The following is a 20,825-nucleotide window of genomic DNA, read 5'->3' as shown; positions in this document are numbered from 1 at the left end:
GGGGGCGCGAAGCCCCCGGCTTGGCCCGCAACACGCAGGTGCCGCCATGTTCCAGAAAATCCTGATCGCCAACCGGGGCGAGATCGCCTGCCGCGTCATCGACACCGCCCGCAGGCTGGGCGTCCGCACGGTCGCGGTCTTCTCGGACGCCGACCGCGCCGCCCTCCATGTCGCGATGGCCGACGAGGCCGTGCATATCGGCGGTCCTGCGCCCAAGGATAGCTACCTGCGCGGCGATGCAATCATCCGGGCCGCGCTTGATACCGGGGCACAGGCAATCCATCCGGGCTATGGCTTCCTGTCCGAAAATCCCGACTTCGTGGATGCCGTCACGTCGGCGGGGCTGGTCTTCATCGGCCCCTCGGCCGATGCGATCCGCGCCATGGGTCTGAAGGACGCGGCCAAGGCGCTGATGGCCCAGGCCGGCGTCCCGGTCGTGCCCGGCTATCACGGGGAAAACCAGGATCCCGCCTATCTTGAGGAACAGGCGGGCCAGGTCGGCTATCCGGTACTGATCAAGGCCGTGGCGGGCGGCGGCGGCAAGGGGATGCGCCTTGTCGAACGCCCGCAGGATTTCGCCGCCGCACTGCAATCTGCGCAGGGCGAGGCCGCGACCGCCTTCGGCAACCCTGCCGTCCTGATCGAGAAATACATCCAGCAACCCCGCCATATCGAGGTGCAGGTCTTCGGCGACGGCAGCAAGGCCGTCCACCTGTTCGAGCGCGACTGTTCCCTGCAGCGCCGCCATCAGAAGGTGATCGAGGAAGCGCCCGCCCCCGGCATGACGCCGGAAATGCGTCAGGCCATGGGCGATGCGGCAGTGCGGGCCGCCGAGGCCATTGGCTATGCCGGTGCGGGCACCATCGAATTCATCGTGGACGGCAGCCAGGGCCTGCGCCCCGACGGCTTCTGGTTCATGGAGATGAACACCCGCCTTCAGGTCGAACACCCGGTGACCGAGGCCATCACCGGCATCGATCTGGTCGAATGGCAGCTGCGCGTCGCTAGCGGCGAACCCTTGCCCGCGCGGCAGGACGACCTGACCATCAACGGCCATGCCTTCGAGGCGCGCCTTTACGCCGAGGACGTGCCCGCAGGCTTCCTGCCCGCCACCGGCCGCCTGGCGCATCTGCGCTTTGCCGATGATGCCCGCAACGAAACCGGCGTGCGCCAGGGCGACACGATCAGCCCCTGGTATGATCCCATGATCGCCAAGGTCGTCACCTGGGGCAAGACCCGCGCCATCGCGTTGGGCAAGCTGGAAGCAGCCCTTGTCGATACCGAGGTCGCAGGCACTGTCACCAATATCGACTTCCTGATCGCCCTTGCGCGGCACGACGGCTTCCGCAAGGGCGAGGTCGATACGGGCCTGATCGCCCGCGACCTCGACGCGCTTGTCGCGGCATCCGAACCCCAGCCTGCGGCCCGCGCCCTTGCCGTCATCGGCCTGGCGGGTTTATCCGATCCCCAGGTCAAGGGCGGCATGACCCTGTGGCAGCCCCTGCGGCGCACGATCCACTGGCAGGGCGGGCAGGCGGTGCTGGAAGTCCTCGGTCCCGGCGCAGCCCGCGTCACCCTGGACGGCCAGCCGCATGAGGTCCGCTGGCAGGGCGACCGCTGGTGGGTGGACGGCAGCCTGTGCCGCCACCGCATCACCGGCCATGACAGCGGCGTCAGCGTCTTCGGCGCGGGCAGCCTGCATCTGGCGCCGCTGGACCCGCTGGACCGGCAGGCCGATGCCGGGGCAGGGGCAGCGCTGACGCTCTCGCCCATGCCGGGACTGGTGAAATCGGTCGATGTCAGCGCGGGCCAGGCCGTCAAGGCCGGTGACCGGCTTTGCGTCCTGGAAGCGATGAAGATGGAACACAGCCTGACCGCCGCCCGCGACGGCATGGTGGCCGAGGTGCTGGCGCAAGCGGGCGAACAGGTCGAAGCCGGCGCCCCCCTGATCCGGCTGGAGGAAGAGGATGCCTGACACGCCCCCCGAACCGGTCCCGACCGACGCCCCGCCCCCTGCCCAAGGCGGGCCGGTGGACAGCGGCGAAATCATCCTGTGGCACGTCCCGCTGTCGCGATCCATGCGGATCCTGTGGCTGCTCAATGAATTGGAACTGCCCTTCGCGTTGCGGGTGATGGACCTGCGCAGCAAGGACATGCGCGGCGCGGAATACGAGGCGATCCACCCCGTCGGCCGCGCGCCCGCCTTGCAGATCGACGGCAGCGTGATCCACGAATCCGGCGCCATGGTCGAATACCTCTGCGAGACGCGCGGCCCGCATCTGTGGCGCGGGCCGGGGGCCGAGGGGCGGCTGGGCTGGCTCGACTGGCTGCATTTCGCGGAAACCCTGGGCCAGCATATTGCCAACCTGACGCAAAGCCACCTGATGCTGCGCGATCCGTCCATGCGGTCGCATACGGTGATGAAGCTTGAAACTGCGCGTCTGGGCCGGGCCTTGCGGATGGTGGAACAGACCGTCAAGGGGCAAGACTGGCTGATGGCCGGCGGCTTTTCGGGCGTGGACTGCGCCGTCGGCTGGTCGGTCTGGACCGCCGGCCGCTTCGTGCGCCTGACGCCCGCGCTGCAGGCCTATGCCGACCGCTGCACCGCGCGCCCCGCCTTCCGACGCGCCTTGCCGCAGGAAGGCGAGCCGCAGCTTTACGAACGCGATTTCTACGAGCTTCCCGATGCCTGACTTTGTCGAGATCTTCGAGATGGGCCCGCGCGACGGGCTGCAGAACGAAAAGCGGCTGATCCCCGCCGCCGACAAGATCGCCTTGGTGGACCTGCTGTCCCGGGCGGGCTTCCGGCGGATCGAGGTGACCAGCTTCGTCAGCCCGAAATGGGTTCCGCAGATGGGCGACGCGGCCGAGGTCATGGCCGGCATCGCCCGCGCGCCCGGGGTCAGCTACGCTGTCCTGACGCCCAACATGAAGGGCTACGAAGGCGCCAAGGCCGCCCAGGCCAGCGAGGTCGCGATCTTCGCCAGCGCGTCCGAGGGCTTCAGCCGCGCGAACCTGAACGCCACCATCGCCGAAAGCCTGGAACGGCTGGTCCCGGTCGCGCAGGCCGCGCAGGCCGACGGCATCCCGGTGCGCGGCTATGTCAGCGTGGTCACCGACTGCCCCTTCGACGGCCCTACGCCCCCTGCCAACGTCGCCCGCGTCACGGCGGCCCTGCGCGACATGGGCTGTTACGAGATCAGCCTGGGCGACACCATCGGCCAGGGACGCCCGGAAACCATCGACGCCATGCTGGCCGCCGTGCTGGAGGAGATGCCCGCTGACCGCCTGGCCGGCCATTACCACGACACGGCTGGCCGCGCTCTTGACAACATCGATGCCAGCCTTGCGCGCGGGCTGCGGGTCTTTGACGCTGCCGTGGGGGGCTTGGGCGGCTGTCCCTATGCCCCGGGTGCGGCGGGCAATGTCGCGACGGAAAAGGTCGCGGCGCATCTGGCCGCGCGGGGCTATGCCCACGGCCTCGACATGACCATCATCGAAAAGGCCGCGGCCTTCGCGCGCGGATTGCGGGGAATGACCCATGCCTGAGACAATCCGCATCGACACCGACGCGCGCGGCGTGGCGACCCTGTGGCTGGCGCGGCCCGACAAGCACAACGCCCTGTCCCAGCAGATGATGGAGGAACTGACCGAGGCCGCGTCCCTGCTTGGCGCGGATCCCGCCGTGCGGGTGGTGGTGCTGGCGGGCGAGGGCGCCAGCTTCTGCGCGGGCGGCGATCTGGGCTGGATGCGCGCGCAGATGGATTCGGACGCGGACACCCGGCGCGCGGGCGCGCGGGTGCTGGCCGGGATGCTGTCGGCGCTGAACCTGCTGCCGAAGCCGCTGATCGCCCGCGTCCACGGCAACGCCTTCGGCGGCGGCGTCGGCATGATGGCCGTGGCCGACATCGCCATTGCCGCCAGCACCGCGAAGTTCGGGTTGACCGAGGTGAAGCTGGGCCTGATCCCCGCCACCATCGGCCCCTATGTCCTGGCCCGCATGGGCGAGGACAAGGCCCGGCGCGTCTTCTTCTCGGCCCGCCTGTTCGGCGCGGACGAGGCCGTGACGCTGAACCTTGCCGCGCGCGCCGTCGCGCCGGACGATCTGGATGCCGCTATCGAGGCCGAGGTCGCCCCCTTCCTGCTGGCCGCCCCTGCTGCGGTTGCTGCCGCCAAGGCGCAATGCCGCGCCCTTGGACCGCGCATCGACCAGGCGGTGATCGAGGACAGCATCGACCGGCTTGTCGCCGTTTGGGAAGGTGACGAGGCGCCCGAGGGGATCGCGGCCTTCTTCGACAAGCGCAAGCCCCGCTGGCAGGTCTGACCCGCATCCGCTAAGGCTGGCGAAGGACAGCAAGGGCGGCAGGCATGGAAGTCAGGATACTGGATGCGCGGATCCACGAATGGGGTCTGCCGGATTACCAGACGGCGGGCTCGGCGGCGATCGACCTGTTCGCCTGCCTCGACACGACCATCGAGGTTGACCCGCAGGCCCCGGCGGTGCTGATCCCGTCCGGGATCGCGCTGTCCTTCGACGACTTCTCCTTCGCGGGTCTGGTTCTTCCCAGGTCGGGCCAGGGTCACAAGCGCGGGCTGGTGCTGGGCAATTCCACCGGCCTGATCGACCCCGACTATACCGGCGAGATCCTGATCAGCACCTGGAACCGCAATCCGCCGGGATCGGATCCGATCCTGATCCAGCCGGGCGAACGGATTGCGCAGATGATCTTCGTGCCGGTGATAAGGCCCGCCTTCACGGTCGTCGACAGCTTCAGCCGCAGCACGGCACGGGCTGCGGGCGGCTTTGGCTCGACAGGGGCATAAGGGCGATGCTGGGCTTCTGGCTGCTGGTCGGGATCACGATTGCAGGCTGGATCTTCGGCCTGCCGCGCCGGTGGCTGCTGGCGGCGCTGGCATCGGCTTGGGCGGTGATCGAACTGGCGCATCTGTCTGGCATGGGCGCGGTCTTTGGCGGATCCGCGCGGGGCTGGCTGGTCGCGGGCGGCCTGGTGGGACTGGTTCTTGCCTATCGGGCCGGTCTGCGATGGCTGCGCGCGCGCGCCGCGCCACCGGAACAGCACAAGCCTGCGCCGGTGCCGGTCGCCGATGTCGAACTGGACCGATATGCCCGCCATCTGGTGCTGCGAGAGATTGGCGGACCGGGCCAGATGCGCCTGCGGAACGCGAACGTACTGGTGATCGGCGCGGGTGGTCTTGGCGCGCCGGTCTGCCTGTATCTTGCAGCGGCGGGGGTGGGGCGGATCACGCTTGCCGATGACGACACGGTCAGCCTGTCGAACCTGCAACGCCAGGTCATCTTTCGCAGCGACCAGCAGGGGCGGCCCAAGGCCCAGGCCGCCGCCGACGCGATGCAGGCCCTGAACCCGATGATCCAGGTGACGCCCCTGCCACGCCGCATCACGGAAGCCGATGCCGACCTGATCGCCCGACACGACCTGGTCCTGGACGGCACCGACAGCTTTGACGTGCGCGATGCCGTGAACCGCGCCTGTGTCGCGGCCCGCGTGCCGCTGATCGCGGGGTCTATAGCGCAATGGGAAGGGCAGGTCACGCTCTATGATCCAGCGCGCGGCGGGCCCTGCCTGTCCTGCCTGTTCCCGACGGCCCCCGCGCCTGGTCTTGCCCCGCCCTGCGCCGAGGCTGGGGTGGTCGGCCCCTTGCCGGGCGTGGTCGGCAGCATGATGGCGCTCGAGGCGATCAAGCATCTGACCGGCGCGGGGCAGGGCCTGCGCGGGCGGATGATGATCTTCGACGGGCTTTACGGCGAAAGCCGGATGATCGGCACGGCGCGGCGGGCGGATTGCCCGGTCTGCGGATCGGCACTGGAAGGCGGCGCGACCGCCCCTTAGGTTCATGGCAAAGGAGACGCCATGAACGCTGAACTGACCCGCTGGACCGGACCCGAGGGGCTTCCCCGCTTCGACCTGATCGCCGACACCGACATTGCCCCCGCCTTCGACCGCGAACTGGCCGCAGCCGAGGCCGCGATGGAGGCGATTGCTGCCAATCCCGAAGCTCCGACCTTCGCCAATACCGTCGCCGCCCTGGAAACAGCCGAGGACGGACTGAACCGCGTCTTGTCGATCTTCTACACGCTGGCCAATGTCGATTCGAACCCCGCCCGAGAGGCGCTGCAACGCGATTTCGCCCCTCGGCTTGCGGCCTATAACAGCAAGACCGGCATGGACCCGCGCCTTTATGCCCGCGTCAAGGCGGTGGCCGCGACCGCCGACACCCTGCCGCCCGAGGATCGGCGCATCACCGAACTGGCGCTGCGCGGCCTGACCCGGTCCGGCGCGGGGCTGGAGGGCGAGGCGCGCGAACGCATGGCCGCGATCCGCGCCCGCATGGCGGTCCTGACCACGCAATTCTCGCAGAACGTGCTGGCCGATGAACGCGATTACGTCCTGCCGATCCCGGATGACCGGCTGGCGGGCCTGCCCGACTGGCTGGTTCGGTCCATGCGCGCGGCGGCCAAGGCGCGCGGGATGGAGGGGCAGGTCGTCACCCTGTCGCGGTCGCTGATCGTGCCCTTCCTTGAACATGCCGGCGACCGCGCGCTGCGCGAGGTGGCCTTCAGGGCCTGGGCCGCGCGCGGGTCGGGCGACGGCGCGGGGGGTAAGGCGACCGACAACCTGCCCCTGGTGACCGAGATCTTGGCCCTGCGCCACGAACGCGCCCGGCTGCTGGGCTATGCCGATTTCGCCGCCTACAAGCTGGAACCCGAGATGGCGGGCACTGCCGACCGCGTGGCCGAACTGCTGGCCCAGGTCTGGGAACCAGCCCGCAATCGCGCGGCCGAGGACGAGGCCAGGCTGACCGCCATGGCGCATCAGGACGGCGTGAACGGCGCGATGGAGGCCTGGGACTGGCGGCTTTACGCGGAACGGCTGCGCCGGCAGGACCATGATTTCGACGCCGATCAGGTCAAGCCTTACCTGACGCTGGACGCGATGCTGGGGGCGATGATGGATGTCGTGCATCGCCTGTTCCGGCTGGAGTTCCAGCCCTTCGACGCGCCTCTGTGGTCGGCTGACGCCCGCGCGTGGCGGATTACCCGCGACGGGCGGCTGATGGCGATCTTCGTGGGCGATTACTTCGCACGCCCCTCGAAACGGTCGGGGGCATGGTGTTCGTCGATGCAAGTCCAGCACAAGATCGGCCCGGGGCAGCGGCCCATCGTGGTCAATGTCTGCAACTTCACCCCGCCCGAGGAGCCCGGCGCGCCTGCCTTCCTGTCCTGGGACGACGCCCGCACGCTGTTCCACGAATTCGGCCATGCGACGCATCACATCCTGTCGGACGTGACATGGCCCTCGATCTCCGGCACGGCAGTTGCGCAGGACTTCGTCGAACTGCCAAGCCAGCTTTACGAACACTGGCTGGAACAGCCTGCCGTCCTGGACGCCCACGCGCGCCATTTCCAGACGGGCGAGCCTCTGCCCGCCGATCTGCGCGACCGATTGCTGGCGGCCGGAAAGGCGGATGCGGGCTTCTCGACCACCGAATACCTGGAAAGCGCGCTTGTGGATCTGGCCTTCCACCGGGGCAAACCGCCTGCCGACCCGATGGCCGCTCAGGCGCGCGTGCTGGCCGGACTGGATGCGCCAACGGCGATCCCGATGCGCCATGCGACCCCGCATTTCAGCCATGTCTTCAGCGGCGACAGCTATGCCAGCGGCTATTACAGCTATATGTGGTCCGAGGTCATGGACGCCGACGCCTTCGCGGCATTCGAGGAAACCGGCGACATCTTCGACCCCGCAACCGCGCGGCGGCTGGAGGAGACGATCCTGTCGCGCGGCGGATCGGCGCCGGCGGACCAGTTGTGGCTGGCCTTCCGCCAGCGGATGCCAGGGGTCGACGCGCTGCTGCGGGGTCGGGGCCTGGCCTAGGCGCTAGTCCCGCACCTCGTCCGGGTCCACGCCCCAGATCGAGGTCTTGGGCACCCAGCCCCGCTGGCCGCCGCCCGAGATGCGGCACCAGCCGGGTTCGCATTCGCCCAGGCGGACGATGGCGCCCATCTCGGCCCGTGCCACGATGTCGGCGTCGGGATGGGGGCGGCTGCGCAATTCGACCATGTCCTGTGTGACAAGGGCTGTGCGCACGCCTGACAGCAAGGCGTAATGGACCCAGCCTCCCGCGCCGTCCTTGTCCTCGACCCGGCGCCAGTGGCCGAACTCGGCCACGACGCGCAGCGGCATTCCGGCATGGCGGAACACCCAGTCGATGCGATGCGACAGGCTGGGGCCGCGCCGGGCATTGCCCTCGGATCCCTTCAGGCTGACATAGCGCGGGACCGGCAGGTTGGTCACCGGACCGCGCGTCTCGCCGCCGCCGTCCTGAACCCGGACGATCTGGGCGTCCGCCGATTGCGGCACCCCTTCGACCTGGGCAAGCGCCAGGCTTGCCGATGCGGCCAAGATCGCCGCCCCGCCACTGAAAACCGTGCGTATCCTCATGTTCCGTCCGTTCCTGCCGACCGCCAGTCAAGCGGTCCCTCTGCCCCTTGAAGGGGCCGCAAGCGGACCCCCATGGGGTCTTGTGCCTGCCCCATATCGCGGGCAGTTTGCCAAAGGCGGTGCCATATGGAAAGGCCGCCGCGGACACGACATCGAGAAAGTGAGGCCATCATGCACAGCCCGCAGCCCTCGCGCCAGAAACTGCGCGTCGTCGTGACGCGCCGGTTGCCCGAGGCGGTCGAGACGCGCATGAAGGAACTGTTCGACGTGGTGCTGCGCGACGAAGACAGCAGGATGTCGCGCGACGATCTTGCGGCGGCGATGCGCGGCGCGGATGTGCTGGTGCCGACGGTGACCGACCAGATCGACGCCAACATGCTGGCCCAGGCGGGCGAGCGGCTGAAGCTGATCGCCAACTATGGCGCGGGGGTCGATCACATCGACGTCCATTCCGCCCGGCAGCGGGGCGTCCTTGTGACCAATACCCCCGGCGTCGTGACCGAGGACACGGCCGACATGGTGATGGCGCTGATCCTGGGTGTCACACGCCGCATTCCCGAAGGGATGGCCGAAATGCAGGCGGGCCGCTGGGCGGGCTGGGCGCCGACATCGCATCTGGGCGGCCGCGTCGGCGGACGCCGCCTGGGCATCCTGGGCATGGGCCGGATCGGACAGGCCGTCGCGCGGCGGGCCAATGCCTTCGGGATGCAGGTCCATTACCACAACCGCCGCCGCCTTCGCCCCGAGGTCGAGGAGGAATTGCAGGCGACCTACTGGGAAAGCCTGGACCAGATGCTGGCGCGCATGGACATCATCAGCGTGAATGCGCCGCATACGCCATCGACCTTCCACCTGCTGAACGCGCGGCGGCTGAAGCTGCTGAAGCCGACCGCCGTGGTCGTCAACACCTCGCGCGGCGAGGTGATCGACGAGAACGCCCTGACCCGGATGCTGCGTGCGGGGGAAATCGCGGGCGCGGGCCTCGATGTCTTCGAGCACGGGCACGAGATCAACCCCCGCCTGCGCGAATTGCCGAACGTGGTGCTGCTGCCGCATATGGGATCGGCCACGGTCGAGGGCCGCGCCGAGATGGGCGAGAAGGTCATCATCAACATCAAGACCTTCGCCGACGGGCACCGCCCGCCGGATCTGGTCGTTCCCAGCATGTTGTAAAGGGGCAGGGGGCGCTGCCCCGTCCCCGTGCCGGGGACCCTCGGGGATATTTCTGCACAGAAGAAGGGACGGGTCATGGCGGGGACGGGCCTCGTGGGGATCAAGGCGCGGTGGGCGGTATCGGCGCTGTTCTTCGCCAATGGGCTGGTGGTGGGAAGCTGGGCACCGAAGCTGCCGGCGATGATGGCCCGGCTGGAGATCGGCGGATCGGTGGCCGGGCTGCTGGTTCTGGCGCTTGGGCTGGGCTCGATCTGCCTGATGCCGGTCTTTGGCGCCCTGGTCGCCCGGCGCGGATCGGCCTGGGCGGTCAAGCGGGCGGCGGCGCTGTTCACGCCCAGCCTGATCTGGATCTCGCTGGCGCCGACGGTCTGGGCTGCGGCGGCCACGGTTCTGGTTTTCGGCGCGTTGATCGGCGGGATGGATGTGGCGATGAACGCTAATGCCGTGGCGGTCGAGCAGGCACGGCGGCGGGCGATCATGTCGTCCTGCCACGGCTTCTGGTCGCTGGGCGGGCTGGCCGGGGCAGGCGTCGGCGGGGCTGCAATCCAGGCCATGGGGGAAACGGGACATGCCGTTCTTGTGACAGCGATCGTCGCCGCGATTCTGGCCGTGGCCTTTCCCCGCATCCTGCGCGACCATCCCGGGGGCGAGGCGAAAAGCCAGCCGCTGCGCCTGCCGCGCACGCCCTTGCCCTATCTGATCGGCGTCATGGCGCTTGCCTGCATGATCCCCGAAGGCGCGATCCTGGACTGGGCGGCGGTCTATCTGCAGCGCGAGATGGGCGCATCGCTGACGGTGGCGGGCTGGGGCTTTGCCGCCTGCGCGGGGACGATGGCCGTGATGCGCTTCCTGGGCGATGAGATCCGTCGCCGTTTCGGGGCGGTGCGGACGCTGCGGGTCAGCACGCTGATCGCAATGGCGGGGCTGGGGCTTGCGGGACTTGCCGGATCCCCCCCGATGGCGCTGGCAGGATTCGCGCTGGCCGGGATCGGCATCGCGAACATGGTGCCGATCGCCTTTTCGGCGGCGGGCAACGTGCCGGGCCTTGCGCAGGGGGTGGGCCTGTCGGTGGTCACGACGATGGGTTATTCAGGCATCCTGCTGGCACCCGGCAGCATCGGGTTCCTGGCAGAACGGACCAGCTTCTCGGTCATCTATATCGGGCTGTCACTGCTGTTGATCGTGCCGTTGTTGCTGTCGCGTCTGGCGCGCACGGCCGATTTCGAGGCTGCAGCCTAGGGACGGACAAGGCCCGCCACCAGCATCACCGACACCAGGGCCAGCCAGACCGAGGCTGCCCGCTGGATCACCTGCATCCGCCCCTGCGCCCCGCTGCCGCGGCGGGCGAAACTGCCCGCGCCGCCCCAGATGAGCGCCACCGCCACCGTTGCTGCGCAGAACATCGCAAGCCGTGGCGGAAACTGGTCCGCATCAGGGGCAGGCAGCAGCACAAGCGCGATGATCAGCGCCTTCGGGTTCAGGACGGTCGTCACATAGACCCGGCGCGCGGTGATCGGCCCGCCGGCCTGCGCCAGCGAACCCCGGCCCCACAGCCGGACCGCCAGCAGCATGACCCAGGCCGCCGCGGCCAGCTTGATGCCATGTCCGGCCACGGGAACAGCGGCCAGGATCCCTTGCCCCATGAAAGCAAGTGGCAGGATCGTGGACAGGTAGCCCAAAACCTCGGCCGGGATCAGGCGGGTCATCCGGCGAAAGCCTGACAGCGCACCTGCAAGGCCCATAAGCGTGTTCGTTGGGCCGGGGGTCAGCAGCAGCCCCAGGATGGCGGCAAGAAAGGCGGCAAGGGTCATGATCGTCCGTCGCGTTTGTCCGGCCAGGGATTATCCCGGCCCCACAGGCGCGGCCTTGATCTGGATCAGTCAGCGATAGACATTTGCCTCGGCCGGGAAGCTGCGGTCGCGGACGGCGGCGGCATAGGCGGCAATCGCATCATCGGCCGCCCGGCCAAGGTCGGCAAAGCGGTGGACGAAGCGCGGCACCCGGCCCGTCATGCCAAGCATGTCGTCCAGGACCAGGATCTGCCCGTCGCAGCGGGCCGAGGCGCCGATGCCGATGGTGGGCACCGGGACGGCGTCGGTGATGCGGTCGGCCAGGGCCTCGACCACGCCCTCGACCACGATCGAGAAGGCGCCTGCCTCGGCCACGTCCACGGCGTCCTGCAGATGGGCGGGCCAACTGTCGGTTTCCCGCCCCTGGGTCTTGAACCCGCCCATCGTGTGGGTTGCCTGCGGGGTCAGGCCGACATGGCCCATCACCGGAATGCCGCGTTCGGTCAGGAAGCGGACCGTGGGGGCCATGCGGCTGCCGCCTTCCAGCTTGACCGCGCCGGCTCCGGTTTCCGCCATGACACGGGCAGCGTTGCGGAAAGCCTGCTGGGGGCTTTCCTCGTAGCTGCCGAAAGGCATGTCGATCACGACCATCGCCCGGTGGCTGCCCCGCATCACGGCCTGGCCATGCATGATCATCATCTCGATCGTGACGCCGATGGTCGAGGGAAGACCGTGGACCACCATGCCCAGGCTGTCGCCCACCAGGATCACCTCGGCATGGGAATCGACCAGGGCTGCCATGGGTGCGGTATAGGCGGTCAGGGCAACGATGGGCGTCGCGCCCTTTCGGGCGGCGATCTGGGGCGCGGTGATGCGCTTGACAGGAGCTTGCGCGGACATCTTCAGCCTTTCGGATGGGCGACACGCTGGTCGATCAGCAGCACCTCGCCAAAGCGGACGGCCAGCAGGATCACGACCGGACGCTGGATCAGGGCGATGCGGGACAGGTCCGCGGCATCGCGGATGTCGATCGAACGGATATGGGCCAGGGGTTCGGCGCCGATGATGCGGCGCAATTCGGCCCGGACGGCCGACAGGCCCGCGCCTTGGCCCACCATCCCTTCGGCCCGGTCAAGTGCGCGGGACAGGACAGGGGCTGCGGCGCGTTCGGCGGGCGACAGCCGGCGGTTGCGCGACGACATGGCCAGCCCGTCGGCTTCGCGCATCGTGGGCACGGGCAGGATCTCGACCGGGATATCCAGGTCGCGCACCATCTGCCGGATGACGGCCAGCTGCTGGAAGTCCTTTTCGCCGAAAGCCGCCGCATCGGGTTGGACGATGTTGAACAGCTTCGTCACGACCGTCGCCACGCCGCGGAAATGGCCGGGCCGCAGCCGGCCCATCAGCATCCGCGACAAGCCCGCGACCTCGACCACCGTCTGCGCGCCGGGGCGATAGATGTCCGCGACGGTCGGCAGGAACAGCGCGTCGCAGCCCGCGTTGCGCAGCAGCGCGATATCGTTTTCCTCGTCCCGGGGATAGGTCGCCAGATCCTCGTTCGGGCCGAATTGGGTGGGGTTCACGAAGATCGAGGTTACGACCCGGCCGCCGCCCTGGGCGTCCAGCCAGTCGCGGGCGCGGGCCACCAGCGACAGGTGCCCGTCATGCAGCGCGCCCATCGTCGGCACAAGGGCCACGCGCCCCGCGCCCTGCCGCCATGCGCGCATCGCCTGCCTGTCGCGGCAAATCTGCATCCCGTCCCCCCGTTGGTGGCGCACCCTACTGGACGCCAGCGGATTCGCACAAGTGCTGCGTTGCAGCATGTCGTTTTTGGACCGTTTAGGTCGGGCCCATCCGAACCCATGGCGGCGTCCGTGGCACTAACGTCCCATAACATACCAAGGAGTCGCGCGAATGAAGTCGCAAGTGAAGGTTCTTGTCGTCGGAGGCGGCGCGGTCGGCTGCGGCATCGCCCTGCATCTGGCCCGTGCCGGGTGGGAGGTGATGCTGGTCGAGCGTGACGAGCTGACGGCCGGATCCACCTGGCACGCGGCGGGCCTGCTGCCGCTGTTCAACATGGGCTATGCGACGACCCATATCCACGACTATTCGGTCAAGCTGTATGCGGAACTTGAGGCGCAGACCGGCCTGAACGCGGGCTTCACCCGCTGCGGCAACCTGCGCATGGCGCAGACCCAGGACCGGATGGACGAATACATGCTGTATTCCGCCACTGCCGAGACGGTGGGGATCGAGCATCAATTCCTGACCCCGCAGCAGATCAAGGAGCGCTGGCCGCTGGTCCGCACCGAGGATCTGAAGGGCGCGCTGTTCCACCCGACCGATGGCTATATCAACCCCGCCGACGTGACGCAGGCCATGGCCAAGGGCGCACGCATGGCGGGCGCCACGATCGAGCGAAAGATCCAGGTCAACGGCTACACGTGGACCGGATCGGAATGGATCGTGTCCTGCGAGAAGCTGGTCGAGAAGGGGGGCAACCTGGTCGGATCGGGCGAGATCTTCGAAATCCGGGCCGAGCATGTCGTGACCGCCACCGGCAACCACGCGCAGCGCACAGCCCGCCTTCTGGGCATCAAGATCCCCGCGATCCCGGTCGAGCACCAGTATATCGTCACCGAACCCGACCCTGCCCTGGTGAAATGGCGCGCCGAAGGCAACCCGGAACACCCCGTCCTGCGCGATGCCGACGCCAAATGGTATGTCCGCGAGGAACGCGGCGGCTGGATCCTTGGCCCCTACGAGCGCAACGCCCCGGCGCGGTTCATTTATGACGTGCCGGAATCCTTCCGCGCGGACCTGTTCCCGCTGGACCTGGAACGGATCGAGGAAGAATACATGTCGATGATCCACCGGATCCCGACCTCGGAAACGGTGGGGCTGAAGGACGACTACAACGGCCCGATCTGCTATACGCCCGACGGAAACCCGCTGGTCGGCCCGGCCCCGGGCCTGCGCAACATGTGGCTGGCCGAAGGCTTCAGCTTCGGCATCACCGCGGCGGGCGGCATCGGCCATTACCTGACCCAGATGATGGTGGACGGCGAGGCCGAGATCGACATGGCCTCGCTCGATCCGCGGCGATTCGGCGGTTGGATGACAACTGAATATGCAGCCCGCAAGAACGAGGAAGCATATGAAAACGTCTTCGTCCTGCACCACCCCGATGAGGAACGCGAAGCCTGCCGGCCCCTGCGCACCTCGCCCGCCTATGACCGGCAGAAGGCGCGGGGGGCGCAGTTCGGGCAGGTGAACGGCTGGGAACGCCCGAACTATTACGGTCCCGAAGGCTTCGACGACCATGCGTCCCGTAGCTTCCGGCGCGGCGGCTGGTGGCAATACGCCAAGGCCGAGGCCGAGGCTGTCCGCAACGCGGCGGGCCTGATCGACGCGACGGCCTTCGCCAAGCACACCATCAAGGGACCAGGCGCGACGGCTTTCCTAGACTGGCTGACAACCAACAAGCTGCCCAAGGTGGGCCGCATCAACCTGACCTATGCACTGACCGATGCAGGCACGACGCGGACCGAATACACCATCGTCCGCTTGGCCGAGGAAAGCTATTACCTGGTGTCCGCCGGGGCCTGGGCAGCCTATGACGGCGACCATCTGGTCAAGTCGGCCGAGGATTTTACGGCGGCCGGCGGGGGTTATGTCAGCATCCACGACGTGACGACCCAATGGGGCGTCTTCGCCTTGGCCGGGCCGGCGTCGCGCGACATCCTGGCCAAGCTGATCCGTGACGCGCAGCCGGAAACCGCCCTGTCGAACAAGCGCTTCCCCTGGCTTTCGGCCAGGAAGATCGAACTGGGCATGGTGCCGGTCAACGCCATCCGCGTGGCCTATACGGGCGAACTCGGTTGGGAGCTGCACCACCCGATCGAGATGCAGAACCATCTGTTCGACCGCCTGATGGAGGCGGGTGAGCCGGCGGGCATGAAGCTTGTCGGCGCACGGGCGCAGAACTGGCTGCGGCAGGAGAAGTCCTATCGCGCCTTCGGCACCGAACTGGGCCGCGACGCGACGCCCTTGGAAGCCGGGCTGGACCGTTTCGTGGACCTGTCCAAGGACTTCCGCGGCAAGGCGGCGATGGAGGCCAAGGGCATCCGGTCCCTGTGCGTCACCCTGCTGATCGACGGGCCGCAGGACGCCGATCCCTGGGGACGCGAGGGGATCTTCCTCGACGGCCAGAAGGTGGGGCGCCTGACCTCGGGCGGATATTCGGCGGCCTTCGGCAAGCAGATCGGCATGGGCTATGTCCGCCCGGACCTGGCCCAGCCGGGGACCAGGCTGAAGGTCCGCATGTTCCGCGAATTGTGGGACGCCGAGGTGACCGAGGACAGCCCCTACGATCCGACCAACGCGCGCATCCGCCAGGACGGCTAGGCCTGCGCCCTGCGCCGCCGGTCAGCCGACCAGCAGGCGCAGGGCATCTTCATAGGACGATACCTGCACGGGTGATTCCGGAGGATAGGGCTGGTCCATGTTCAGCATCGCAAAGCCATGCGTCATGGACCAGACCGACGTCTGCAAGGGTGCGGCCGGGCGGTCGCGGACGAAAGGCGTGCAGCGATCCCGCAGGACGACATAGGTCGCACGGGCGATCTCTCTCAGGGTGCTGTCCTCGGTCGGCAACTGATCGAACATCAGCCGGAACAACGCAGCGCGGCGGCGCGCAAAACCGATATAGGCCAGGTTGACCGTCAGCAGGTGCTGGAACGGGTCGGCATCGGCAGGAACGCCTTCAAGGGCAGTGACCAGTTCATGCCTGAAGCTGCGAAAGCCGTGAGTGGCGATGGCATCGCGCAGGCCGGGAAGCCCACCAAAGTGATGCGCGGGCGCGGCATGGGACACCCCGGCGCGCGCGGCAATTCGCCGCAGTGTCAGACCGGGCGTCCCTTCTTCATCCAGCAAGGACAGACCGGCGCTGATCAGCAGTTGTGGAACTTCGCCCCGTAAAGGCATCTTACCCCTTGAAGGTCATCTTGACAGTGTAAAGCCAATATCGGAATGTGGATCGTCCCAGTTGGTTAACAACACCTCCCCGAGCGGTTGTGTTGACCCAAGTCTGGTATGTGGTGCTGGGCCGTCGCTCAAGCTCTGGCCTGTTTTTCAGTTTTCGTTTGAACGTTTCGGCCAGAGCCTTTCCCGGCATCTTAACGATGCTTGCAGGCACTGCAACCANCGGGCCATCAGGCCCTACCTTTTTGTTTTGGAGCGGGCGATGAGATTCGAACTCACGACCCTAACCTTGGCAAGGTTATGCTCTACCCCTGAGCTACGCCCGCATCCGTCCGTCAGCGCTTCGTTTGACCGTCTCGCCTTCGGTGAGCGGTGATTTATGGGACTGCGTCGGGGCGTGCAAGAGGAAAAATGATGTTTCCCGACGAAAAATCCGCAGGCGTTGACAGGGCCGTGGATCCTGGGTGACCTTGGCCGCGAAACGGGGAAGATACGTGGCTGGATCCGAAGAACTGTCTGATTTCGTGCATGGCGCGATGGCCCGTGGGCAGACGGAACCCCGCATACGCGCAGCCCTTTCCCATGCCGGCTGGTCGCCACCCGAGATCGACGATGCCCTGTCACGCTGGATTGCCGCCGAAGATCTGCCACCGGTGCCGTGCCCGAGACCCTATGTCTCGGCGCGCGAAGGGATGCTTTACGCGCTGCTGATGATCGCCCTGGTCCTGGTGTGCTTTCACGTCTCCAGGCTGGGCTTCATGGTGATCGACGGCATCTTGCCCGATGTCGCCGGCCGCGAGGCGCCGGATCCTTGGGCCATGCGCTTTTCCATCGCCTCGATCGTCGCGTTCCTGCCGTTGTTCGTCTGGCTGGACAGGCGCATGACCCGCCAGGTGCTGGCCGCCGCGCAGCCCCGCCGGTCAAAGGCGCGGCGTATCTTCGCCTCGGTGACGGTCTTAGCAGCGGCGCTTGTGCTGCTGGGGGATGTGGTGGCTGCGATCTATGCCTTCCTGTCGGGCGACCTGACGCTGCGCCTTGGTGCAAAGCTGTCGCTTGTTGCGGTGACGGGGTTTTTGGTGGCGGCCTGTTATCGCGAGGATCTGGATGGCTAGGCACTGGGCTGTCCTGGCCTTGACGGCGCTGTCCGTGTCGGTTGCGGTTGCGGGGATCATCGCGACTGGCGGGCCCGCGCAAGGGCGCGCGGAACGGCGCGACCAGGTGCGCGCGCAGGACCTGTCAGAGATCCAGATGCTGCTGACCTGCAAGGCCCAGCAGGCGGGCAGGGTGGGCACCGATCCGACGCCAATCGAAGCCTGCCCGATGACGCCACGCCTCGCTGACCCCTTCACCGGCGCACCCTACCGGATTGATCTGGTGCCGCCCGACAGCTTGCGGCTTTGCGCGGGATTTGAACTGCCCGCGCCGGACCAGCCCTTCAGTCCCGACGAATCGGGATGCATCTTGCAGCGGATCAGCGTGAGTTGACTATTCCGCCGCCCTGATCCGCGCAGGCTTCAGCATCGGCGCCAGATAGCGGCCGGTATGGCTTTCGGGAACCTTCGCCACGTCCTCGGGCGTGCCGACGGCGACGATCACTCCGCCGCCGTCGCCGCCCTCGGGACCGATGTCGATGATCCAGTCGGCGGTCTTGATGACATCCAGGTTGTGCTCGATCACCACGACCGTGTTGCCTTCGTCCACCAGGTGGTGCAGCACCTCGAGCAGCTTGCGCACATCCTCGAAATGCAGGCCGGTGGTGGGTTCGTCCAGGATATACAAGGTCTTGCCGGTGGACTGGCGCGCCAGTTCCTTGGCCAGCTTGACGCGCTGCGCCTCGCCGCCCGACAGGGTCGTGGCCTGCTGCCCGACCTTGATGTAGCCCAGCCCCACCTGCATCAGCGCGTCCATCTTGGACCGGATCGAGGGCACCGCCTTGAAGAACTCCTGTCCTTCCTCGATCGTCATGTCCAGCACGTCGGCAATGGACTTGCCCTTGAACTGGACCTCGAGCGTTTCGCGGTTGTAGCGCTTGCCCTTGCAGGTCTCGCAGGTGACATAGACATCGGGCAGGAAGTGCATCTCGATCTTGATGACGCCATCGCCCTGGCAGGCCTCGCAGCGGCCGCCCTTGACGTTGAAGCTGAAGCGGCCGGGCTTGTAGCCGCGCGCCTTGGATTCGGGCAGGCCCGCATACCAGTCGCGGATGGGGGTATAGGCGCCGGTATAGGTCGCGGGGTTCGACCGGGGCGTGCGGCCGATGGGCCGCTGGTCGATGTCGATCACCTTGTCCAGATGTTCCAGCCCCTTGATCGTCTCGCAGGGGGCGGGGGTCTGGCGGGCGCCGTTCAGGCGCAGCGACGCAGTCTTGAAAAGTGTCTCGATGGTCAGGGTGGACTTGCCGCCGCCCGACACGCCCGTGACGCAGACGAACTTGCCCAGAGGAAACTCGGCCGTCACGTCCTTGAGGTTGTTGCCCGTCGCCTTGACGACCTTGACCGCCTTGCCGTTGCCCTTTCGGCGTTCGTCGCCCACCGCGATCTCTCGCAGGCCCGACAGATACTGGCCCGTCAGGCTGTTGGGGTCGGATGCGATCTGGTCCGGGGTGCCGTGGCTGACGACGGTGCCGCCGTGGACACCCGCGCCGGGGCCCATGTCGAAGACGTAATCCGCATGGCGGATCGCGTCCTCGTCATGCTCGACGACGATGACCGAATTGCCCTGGTCGCGCAGTCCCTTCAACGTGTCCAGCAGACGGTCGTTGTCGCGCTGATGCAGCCCGATCGAGGGTTCGTCCAGCACATACAGCACGCCCGTCAGCCCGCTGCCGATCTGGCTGGCCAGCCGGATCCGCTGGCTTTCACCGCCCGACAGCGTTCCCGCCGCGCGCGACAGCGTCAGATAGTCCAGGCCCACGTTGACCAGAAAGCCAAGCCGCTCGCGGATTTCCTTGAGAATGGCGACGGCGATCTCGTTCTTCTGCCGCGACAAGTGCCCGGGCGCGGCTTCGATCCAGGCCAGCGCTTCCTTGATCGACAGTTCCACCACCTCGCCGATATGGTTGCCGGCGATCTTGACGGCCAGGGCTTCCGGCTTCAGGCGATAGCCGTGGCAGGCGCCGCAGGGACGGTTGTTCTGATAGCGCTCGAACTCCTCGCGCACCCATGCGCTGTCGGATTCGCGCAGCCGGCGTTCCATGTTGGGGATCACGCCCTCGAAGACGCGGCGGACATTGTAGACGCGACCCGCGTCGTCGAAGCGGAACTCGATCTCTTCCTTGCCGGACCCACGCAGGAACATCGCCTGCACGTCCTCGGGCAGATTCTTCCACGGCGTCTTCTTGTCAAAGCCGTAATGCTTGGCCAAGGCGTTCACGGTCTGCGTCAGATAGGCCGATTTCGACTTGGCCCAGGGCGCGATGGCGCCCTTTTCGACCGACAGCGCGGCGTCTGGCACGACCAGCCGTTCGTCGAAGAACAGTTCCATCCCCAGCCCGTCGCAGACCGGGCAGGCGCCGAAGGGGGCGTTGAAGGAGAACAGCCGCGGCTCGATCTCTGGGATGGTGAAGCCGCTGACGGGGCAGGCGAAGTTTTCGCTGAAGGTGGTGCGTTCGGGTTCGTCCGCCGCAGTCTCGACGATGGCGATGCCGTCGGCCAGATCCAGCGCGGTGCGCAGCGAATCGGCAAGCCGCGTTTCCAGCCCCTCGCGCACGACGATCCGGTCCACCACCACGTCGATGTCGTGGCGGAATTTCTTGTCCAGGACAGGCGGCTCGTCCAGTTCATGGAACTGTCCGTTCACCTTGACCCGCTGGAAGCCTTGCTTGCGAAGCTCGAGGAACTCTTTCTTGTATTCGCCCTTGCGGTCGCGGACGATGGGCGCCAGCAGATAGGCACGCGTGCCCTCGGGCATCTCCATGATCCGGTCGACCATGTCCTGAACCTGCTGCGCCTCGATCGGCAGGCCGGTGGCGGGGCTGTAGGGCGTGCCCGCGCGGGCGAACAGCAGCCGCAGATAGTCATAAATCTCGGTCACCGTGCCGACGGTCGAGCGCGGGTTCTTCGAGGTCGTCTTCTGTTCGATGCTGATGGCGGGGGACAGGCCGCTGATGTGGTCCACATCCGGCTTGCCCATCATGTCCAGGAACTGCCGCGCATAGGCCGACAGGCTTTCGACATAGCGGCGCTGGCCTTCGGCATAAATCGTGTCGAAGGCAAGGGACGACTTGCCGCTGCCCGACAGCCCGGTGATGACCACCAGCTTGTCGCGCGGGATGTCCATGTCCACGCCCTTGAGGTTGTGTTCACGCGCCCCGCGTACTTCGATGAACTTCTGTTCCATGACGTGCCCCCGGCCGACCAAGCGCATCAGATAGGCGCGCGGTTCCAAAAAGCAACCG

Annotated in this window: 18 protein-coding genes and 1 tRNA gene; 12 read left to right on the top strand and 7 right to left on the bottom strand. The window is 67.4% G+C overall.

Annotated elements, in window-relative coordinates; genetic code table 11:
* Nucleotides 1-46: 46 nt before the first annotated feature.
* Genes IE224_RS15580 through IE224_RS15550 form a run of 7 tightly spaced genes read left to right on the top strand, consistent with a single transcriptional unit; the run spans nucleotide 47 to nucleotide 7,916 of the window.
* A complete protein-coding gene (locus IE224_RS15580; protein WP_191311691.1) occupies nucleotides 47-1,975 on the top strand; it encodes an acetyl-CoA carboxylase biotin carboxylase subunit in 1,929 nt (642 codons plus the stop codon).
* Nucleotides 1,968-2,693: a glutathione S-transferase family protein gene (locus IE224_RS15575; protein WP_191311689.1), complete on the top strand. Its 726-nt coding sequence runs from the start codon at nucleotides 1,968-1,970 to the stop codon at nucleotides 2,691-2,693. The genes IE224_RS15580 and IE224_RS15575 overlap by 8 nt, the downstream gene beginning before the upstream one ends.
* Nucleotides 2,686-3,549 (top strand): hydroxymethylglutaryl-CoA lyase, encoded by an 864-nt coding sequence (locus IE224_RS15570; protein ID WP_191311688.1) that lies wholly within the window; start codon nucleotides 2,686-2,688, stop codon nucleotides 3,547-3,549. Before IE224_RS15575 ends, IE224_RS15570 begins: the two co-directional genes overlap by 8 nt.
* Nucleotides 3,542-4,324 (top strand): crotonase/enoyl-CoA hydratase family protein, encoded by a 783-nt coding sequence (locus tag IE224_RS15565; protein ID WP_191311687.1) that lies wholly within the window; start codon nucleotides 3,542-3,544, stop codon nucleotides 4,322-4,324. Before IE224_RS15570 ends, IE224_RS15565 begins: the two co-directional genes overlap by 8 nt.
* Nucleotides 4,325-4,368: 44 nt before the next feature.
* Nucleotides 4,369-4,824: a dUTP diphosphatase gene (gene dut, locus IE224_RS15560; RefSeq protein WP_191311685.1), complete on the top strand. Its 456-nt coding sequence runs from the start codon at nucleotides 4,369-4,371 to the stop codon at nucleotides 4,822-4,824.
* Nucleotides 4,825-4,829: 5 nt separating this feature from the next.
* The gene (locus tag IE224_RS15555; protein WP_191311683.1) at nucleotides 4,830-5,870 is read left to right on the top strand and encodes a HesA/MoeB/ThiF family protein; all 1,041 of its coding nucleotides are present in this window, start codon (nucleotides 4,830-4,832) and stop codon (nucleotides 5,868-5,870) included.
* Nucleotides 5,871-5,891: 21 nt separating this feature from the next.
* Complete coding sequence (locus IE224_RS15550) at nucleotides 5,892-7,916, top strand: M3 family metallopeptidase (protein WP_191311681.1); 2,025 nt, start codon at nucleotides 5,892-5,894, stop codon at nucleotides 7,914-7,916.
* Between the two features lie 3 nt (nucleotides 7,917-7,919).
* On the opposite strand, the gene IE224_RS15545 is transcribed toward IE224_RS15550, so the two are convergent.
* Nucleotides 7,920-8,483: an SH3 domain-containing protein gene (locus IE224_RS15545; RefSeq protein WP_167622234.1), complete on the bottom strand. Its 564-nt coding sequence runs from the start codon at nucleotides 8,481-8,483 to the stop codon at nucleotides 7,920-7,922.
* Between the two features lie 171 nt (nucleotides 8,484-8,654).
* Between IE224_RS15545 and IE224_RS15540 the strand changes: the two genes are divergently transcribed.
* Complete coding sequence (locus tag IE224_RS15540; protein WP_167622232.1) at nucleotides 8,655-9,656, top strand: 2-hydroxyacid dehydrogenase; 1,002 nt, start codon at nucleotides 8,655-8,657, stop codon at nucleotides 9,654-9,656.
* A 75-nt stretch (nucleotides 9,657-9,731) separates the two neighbouring features.
* A complete protein-coding gene (locus tag IE224_RS15535) occupies nucleotides 9,732-10,895 on the top strand; it encodes an MFS transporter (protein WP_191311679.1) in 1,164 nt (387 codons plus the stop codon).
* Here the strand turns inward: IE224_RS15535 and IE224_RS15530 are convergent.
* The 3 genes from IE224_RS15530 to panC form a co-directional block, all read right to left on the bottom strand.
* Nucleotides 10,892-11,467 (bottom strand): LysE family translocator, encoded by a 576-nt coding sequence (locus IE224_RS15530; RefSeq protein WP_167622230.1) that lies wholly within the window; start codon nucleotides 11,465-11,467, stop codon nucleotides 10,892-10,894. The two genes, IE224_RS15535 and IE224_RS15530, sit on opposite strands and share 4 nt — an antisense overlap.
* A 69-nt stretch (nucleotides 11,468-11,536) precedes the next feature.
* On the bottom strand, nucleotides 11,537-12,346 hold the full coding sequence (gene panB / locus IE224_RS15525) for a 3-methyl-2-oxobutanoate hydroxymethyltransferase (protein ID WP_191311678.1): 810 nt from the start codon (nucleotides 12,344-12,346) through the stop codon (nucleotides 11,537-11,539).
* A gap of 2 nt (nucleotides 12,347-12,348) precedes the next feature.
* The gene (panC, locus tag IE224_RS15520) at nucleotides 12,349-13,200 is read right to left on the bottom strand and encodes a pantoate--beta-alanine ligase (RefSeq protein ID WP_191311676.1); all 852 of its coding nucleotides are present in this window, start codon (nucleotides 13,198-13,200) and stop codon (nucleotides 12,349-12,351) included.
* Nucleotides 13,201-13,360: 160 nt separating this feature from the next.
* On the opposite strand from panC, the gene IE224_RS15515 reads away from it, so the two are divergent.
* The gene (locus IE224_RS15515) at nucleotides 13,361-15,853 is read left to right on the top strand and encodes a GcvT family protein (protein WP_191311675.1); all 2,493 of its coding nucleotides are present in this window, start codon (nucleotides 13,361-13,363) and stop codon (nucleotides 15,851-15,853) included.
* 21 nt (nucleotides 15,854-15,874) lie between these two features.
* Here the strand turns inward: IE224_RS15515 and IE224_RS15510 are convergent, their stop codons facing one another.
* Together IE224_RS15510 and IE224_RS15505 are read right to left on the bottom strand one after the other, a co-directional pair.
* Complete coding sequence (locus IE224_RS15510; protein WP_202380203.1) at nucleotides 15,875-16,432, bottom strand: TetR/AcrR family transcriptional regulator; 558 nt, start codon at nucleotides 16,430-16,432, stop codon at nucleotides 15,875-15,877.
* Between the two features lie 248 nt (nucleotides 16,433-16,680).
* Nucleotides 16,681-16,755, bottom strand: a tRNA-Gly gene (locus IE224_RS15505).
* Nucleotides 16,756-16,923: 168 nt separating this feature from the next.
* On the opposite strand from IE224_RS15505, the gene IE224_RS15500 reads away from it, so the two are divergent.
* Nucleotides 16,924-17,541: a DUF5671 domain-containing protein gene (locus IE224_RS15500; protein ID WP_191311673.1), complete on the top strand. Its 618-nt coding sequence runs from the start codon at nucleotides 16,924-16,926 to the stop codon at nucleotides 17,539-17,541.
* Nucleotides 17,534-17,914 carry a hypothetical protein gene (locus tag IE224_RS15495; protein WP_191311671.1) on the top strand — a complete coding sequence of 127 codons (381 nt, stop codon included), beginning with the start codon at nucleotides 17,534-17,536 and terminating at the stop codon, nucleotides 17,912-17,914. Before IE224_RS15500 ends, IE224_RS15495 begins: the two co-directional genes overlap by 8 nt.
* Here the strand turns inward: IE224_RS15495 and uvrA are convergent, their stop codons facing one another.
* On the bottom strand, nucleotides 17,915-20,767 hold the full coding sequence (gene uvrA / locus IE224_RS15490; protein ID WP_191311669.1) for an excinuclease ABC subunit UvrA: 2,853 nt from the start codon (nucleotides 20,765-20,767) through the stop codon (nucleotides 17,915-17,917).
* Nucleotides 20,768-20,825 lie beyond the last annotated feature (58 nt).

Source organism: Paracoccus aerius (assembly GCF_014656455.1).
GTDB classification, from domain to species: Bacteria; Pseudomonadota; Alphaproteobacteria; order Rhodobacterales; family Rhodobacteraceae; genus Paracoccus; species Paracoccus aerius.
Note: the sequence above shows the minus strand (reverse complement) of the source record. Positions and strands in the feature narration are given on the sequence as shown.

What these genes read in the sequence shown, in the direction of transcription:
- IE224_RS15575 (WP_191311689.1), top strand. Translation starts at nt 1,968, where the DNA reads ATGCCTGACACGCCCCCCGAACCGGTCCCGACCGACGCCCCGCCCCCT.
- IE224_RS15545 (WP_167622234.1), bottom strand. Translation starts at nt 8,483, where the DNA reads ATGAGGATACGCACGGTTTTCAGTGGCGGGGCGGCGATCTTGGCCGCA.
- IE224_RS15510 (WP_202380203.1), bottom strand. Translation starts at nt 16,432, where the DNA reads ATGCCTTTACGGGGCGAAGTTCCACAACTGCTGATCAGCGCCGGTCTG.
- IE224_RS15540 (WP_167622232.1), top strand. Translation starts at nt 8,655, where the DNA reads ATGCACAGCCCGCAGCCCTCGCGCCAGAAACTGCGCGTCGTCGTGACG.
- IE224_RS15570 (WP_191311688.1), top strand. Translation starts at nt 2,686, where the DNA reads ATGCCTGACTTTGTCGAGATCTTCGAGATGGGCCCGCGCGACGGGCTG.
- IE224_RS15550 (WP_191311681.1), top strand. Translation starts at nt 5,892, where the DNA reads ATGAACGCTGAACTGACCCGCTGGACCGGACCCGAGGGGCTTCCCCGC.
- IE224_RS15495 (WP_191311671.1), top strand. Translation starts at nt 17,534, where the DNA reads ATGGCTAGGCACTGGGCTGTCCTGGCCTTGACGGCGCTGTCCGTGTCG.
- IE224_RS15530 (WP_167622230.1), bottom strand. Translation starts at nt 11,467, where the DNA reads ATGACCCTTGCCGCCTTTCTTGCCGCCATCCTGGGGCTGCTGCTGACC.
- panB (WP_191311678.1), bottom strand. Translation starts at nt 12,346, where the DNA reads ATGTCCGCGCAAGCTCCTGTCAAGCGCATCACCGCGCCCCAGATCGCC.
- uvrA (WP_191311669.1), bottom strand. Translation starts at nt 20,767, where the DNA reads ATGGAACAGAAGTTCATCGAAGTACGCGGGGCGCGTGAACACAACCTC.
- IE224_RS15565 (WP_191311687.1), top strand. Translation starts at nt 3,542, where the DNA reads ATGCCTGAGACAATCCGCATCGACACCGACGCGCGCGGCGTGGCGACC.
- IE224_RS15580 (WP_191311691.1), top strand. Translation starts at nt 47, where the DNA reads ATGTTCCAGAAAATCCTGATCGCCAACCGGGGCGAGATCGCCTGCCGC.
- panC (WP_191311676.1), bottom strand. Translation starts at nt 13,200, where the DNA reads ATGCAGATTTGCCGCGACAGGCAGGCGATGCGCGCATGGCGGCAGGGC.
- IE224_RS15515 (WP_191311675.1), top strand. Translation starts at nt 13,361, where the DNA reads ATGAAGTCGCAAGTGAAGGTTCTTGTCGTCGGAGGCGGCGCGGTCGGC.
- dut (WP_191311685.1), top strand. Translation starts at nt 4,369, where the DNA reads ATGGAAGTCAGGATACTGGATGCGCGGATCCACGAATGGGGTCTGCCG.
- IE224_RS15535 (WP_191311679.1), top strand. Translation starts at nt 9,732, where the DNA reads ATGGCGGGGACGGGCCTCGTGGGGATCAAGGCGCGGTGGGCGGTATCG.
- IE224_RS15555 (WP_191311683.1), top strand. Translation starts at nt 4,830, where the DNA reads ATGCTGGGCTTCTGGCTGCTGGTCGGGATCACGATTGCAGGCTGGATC.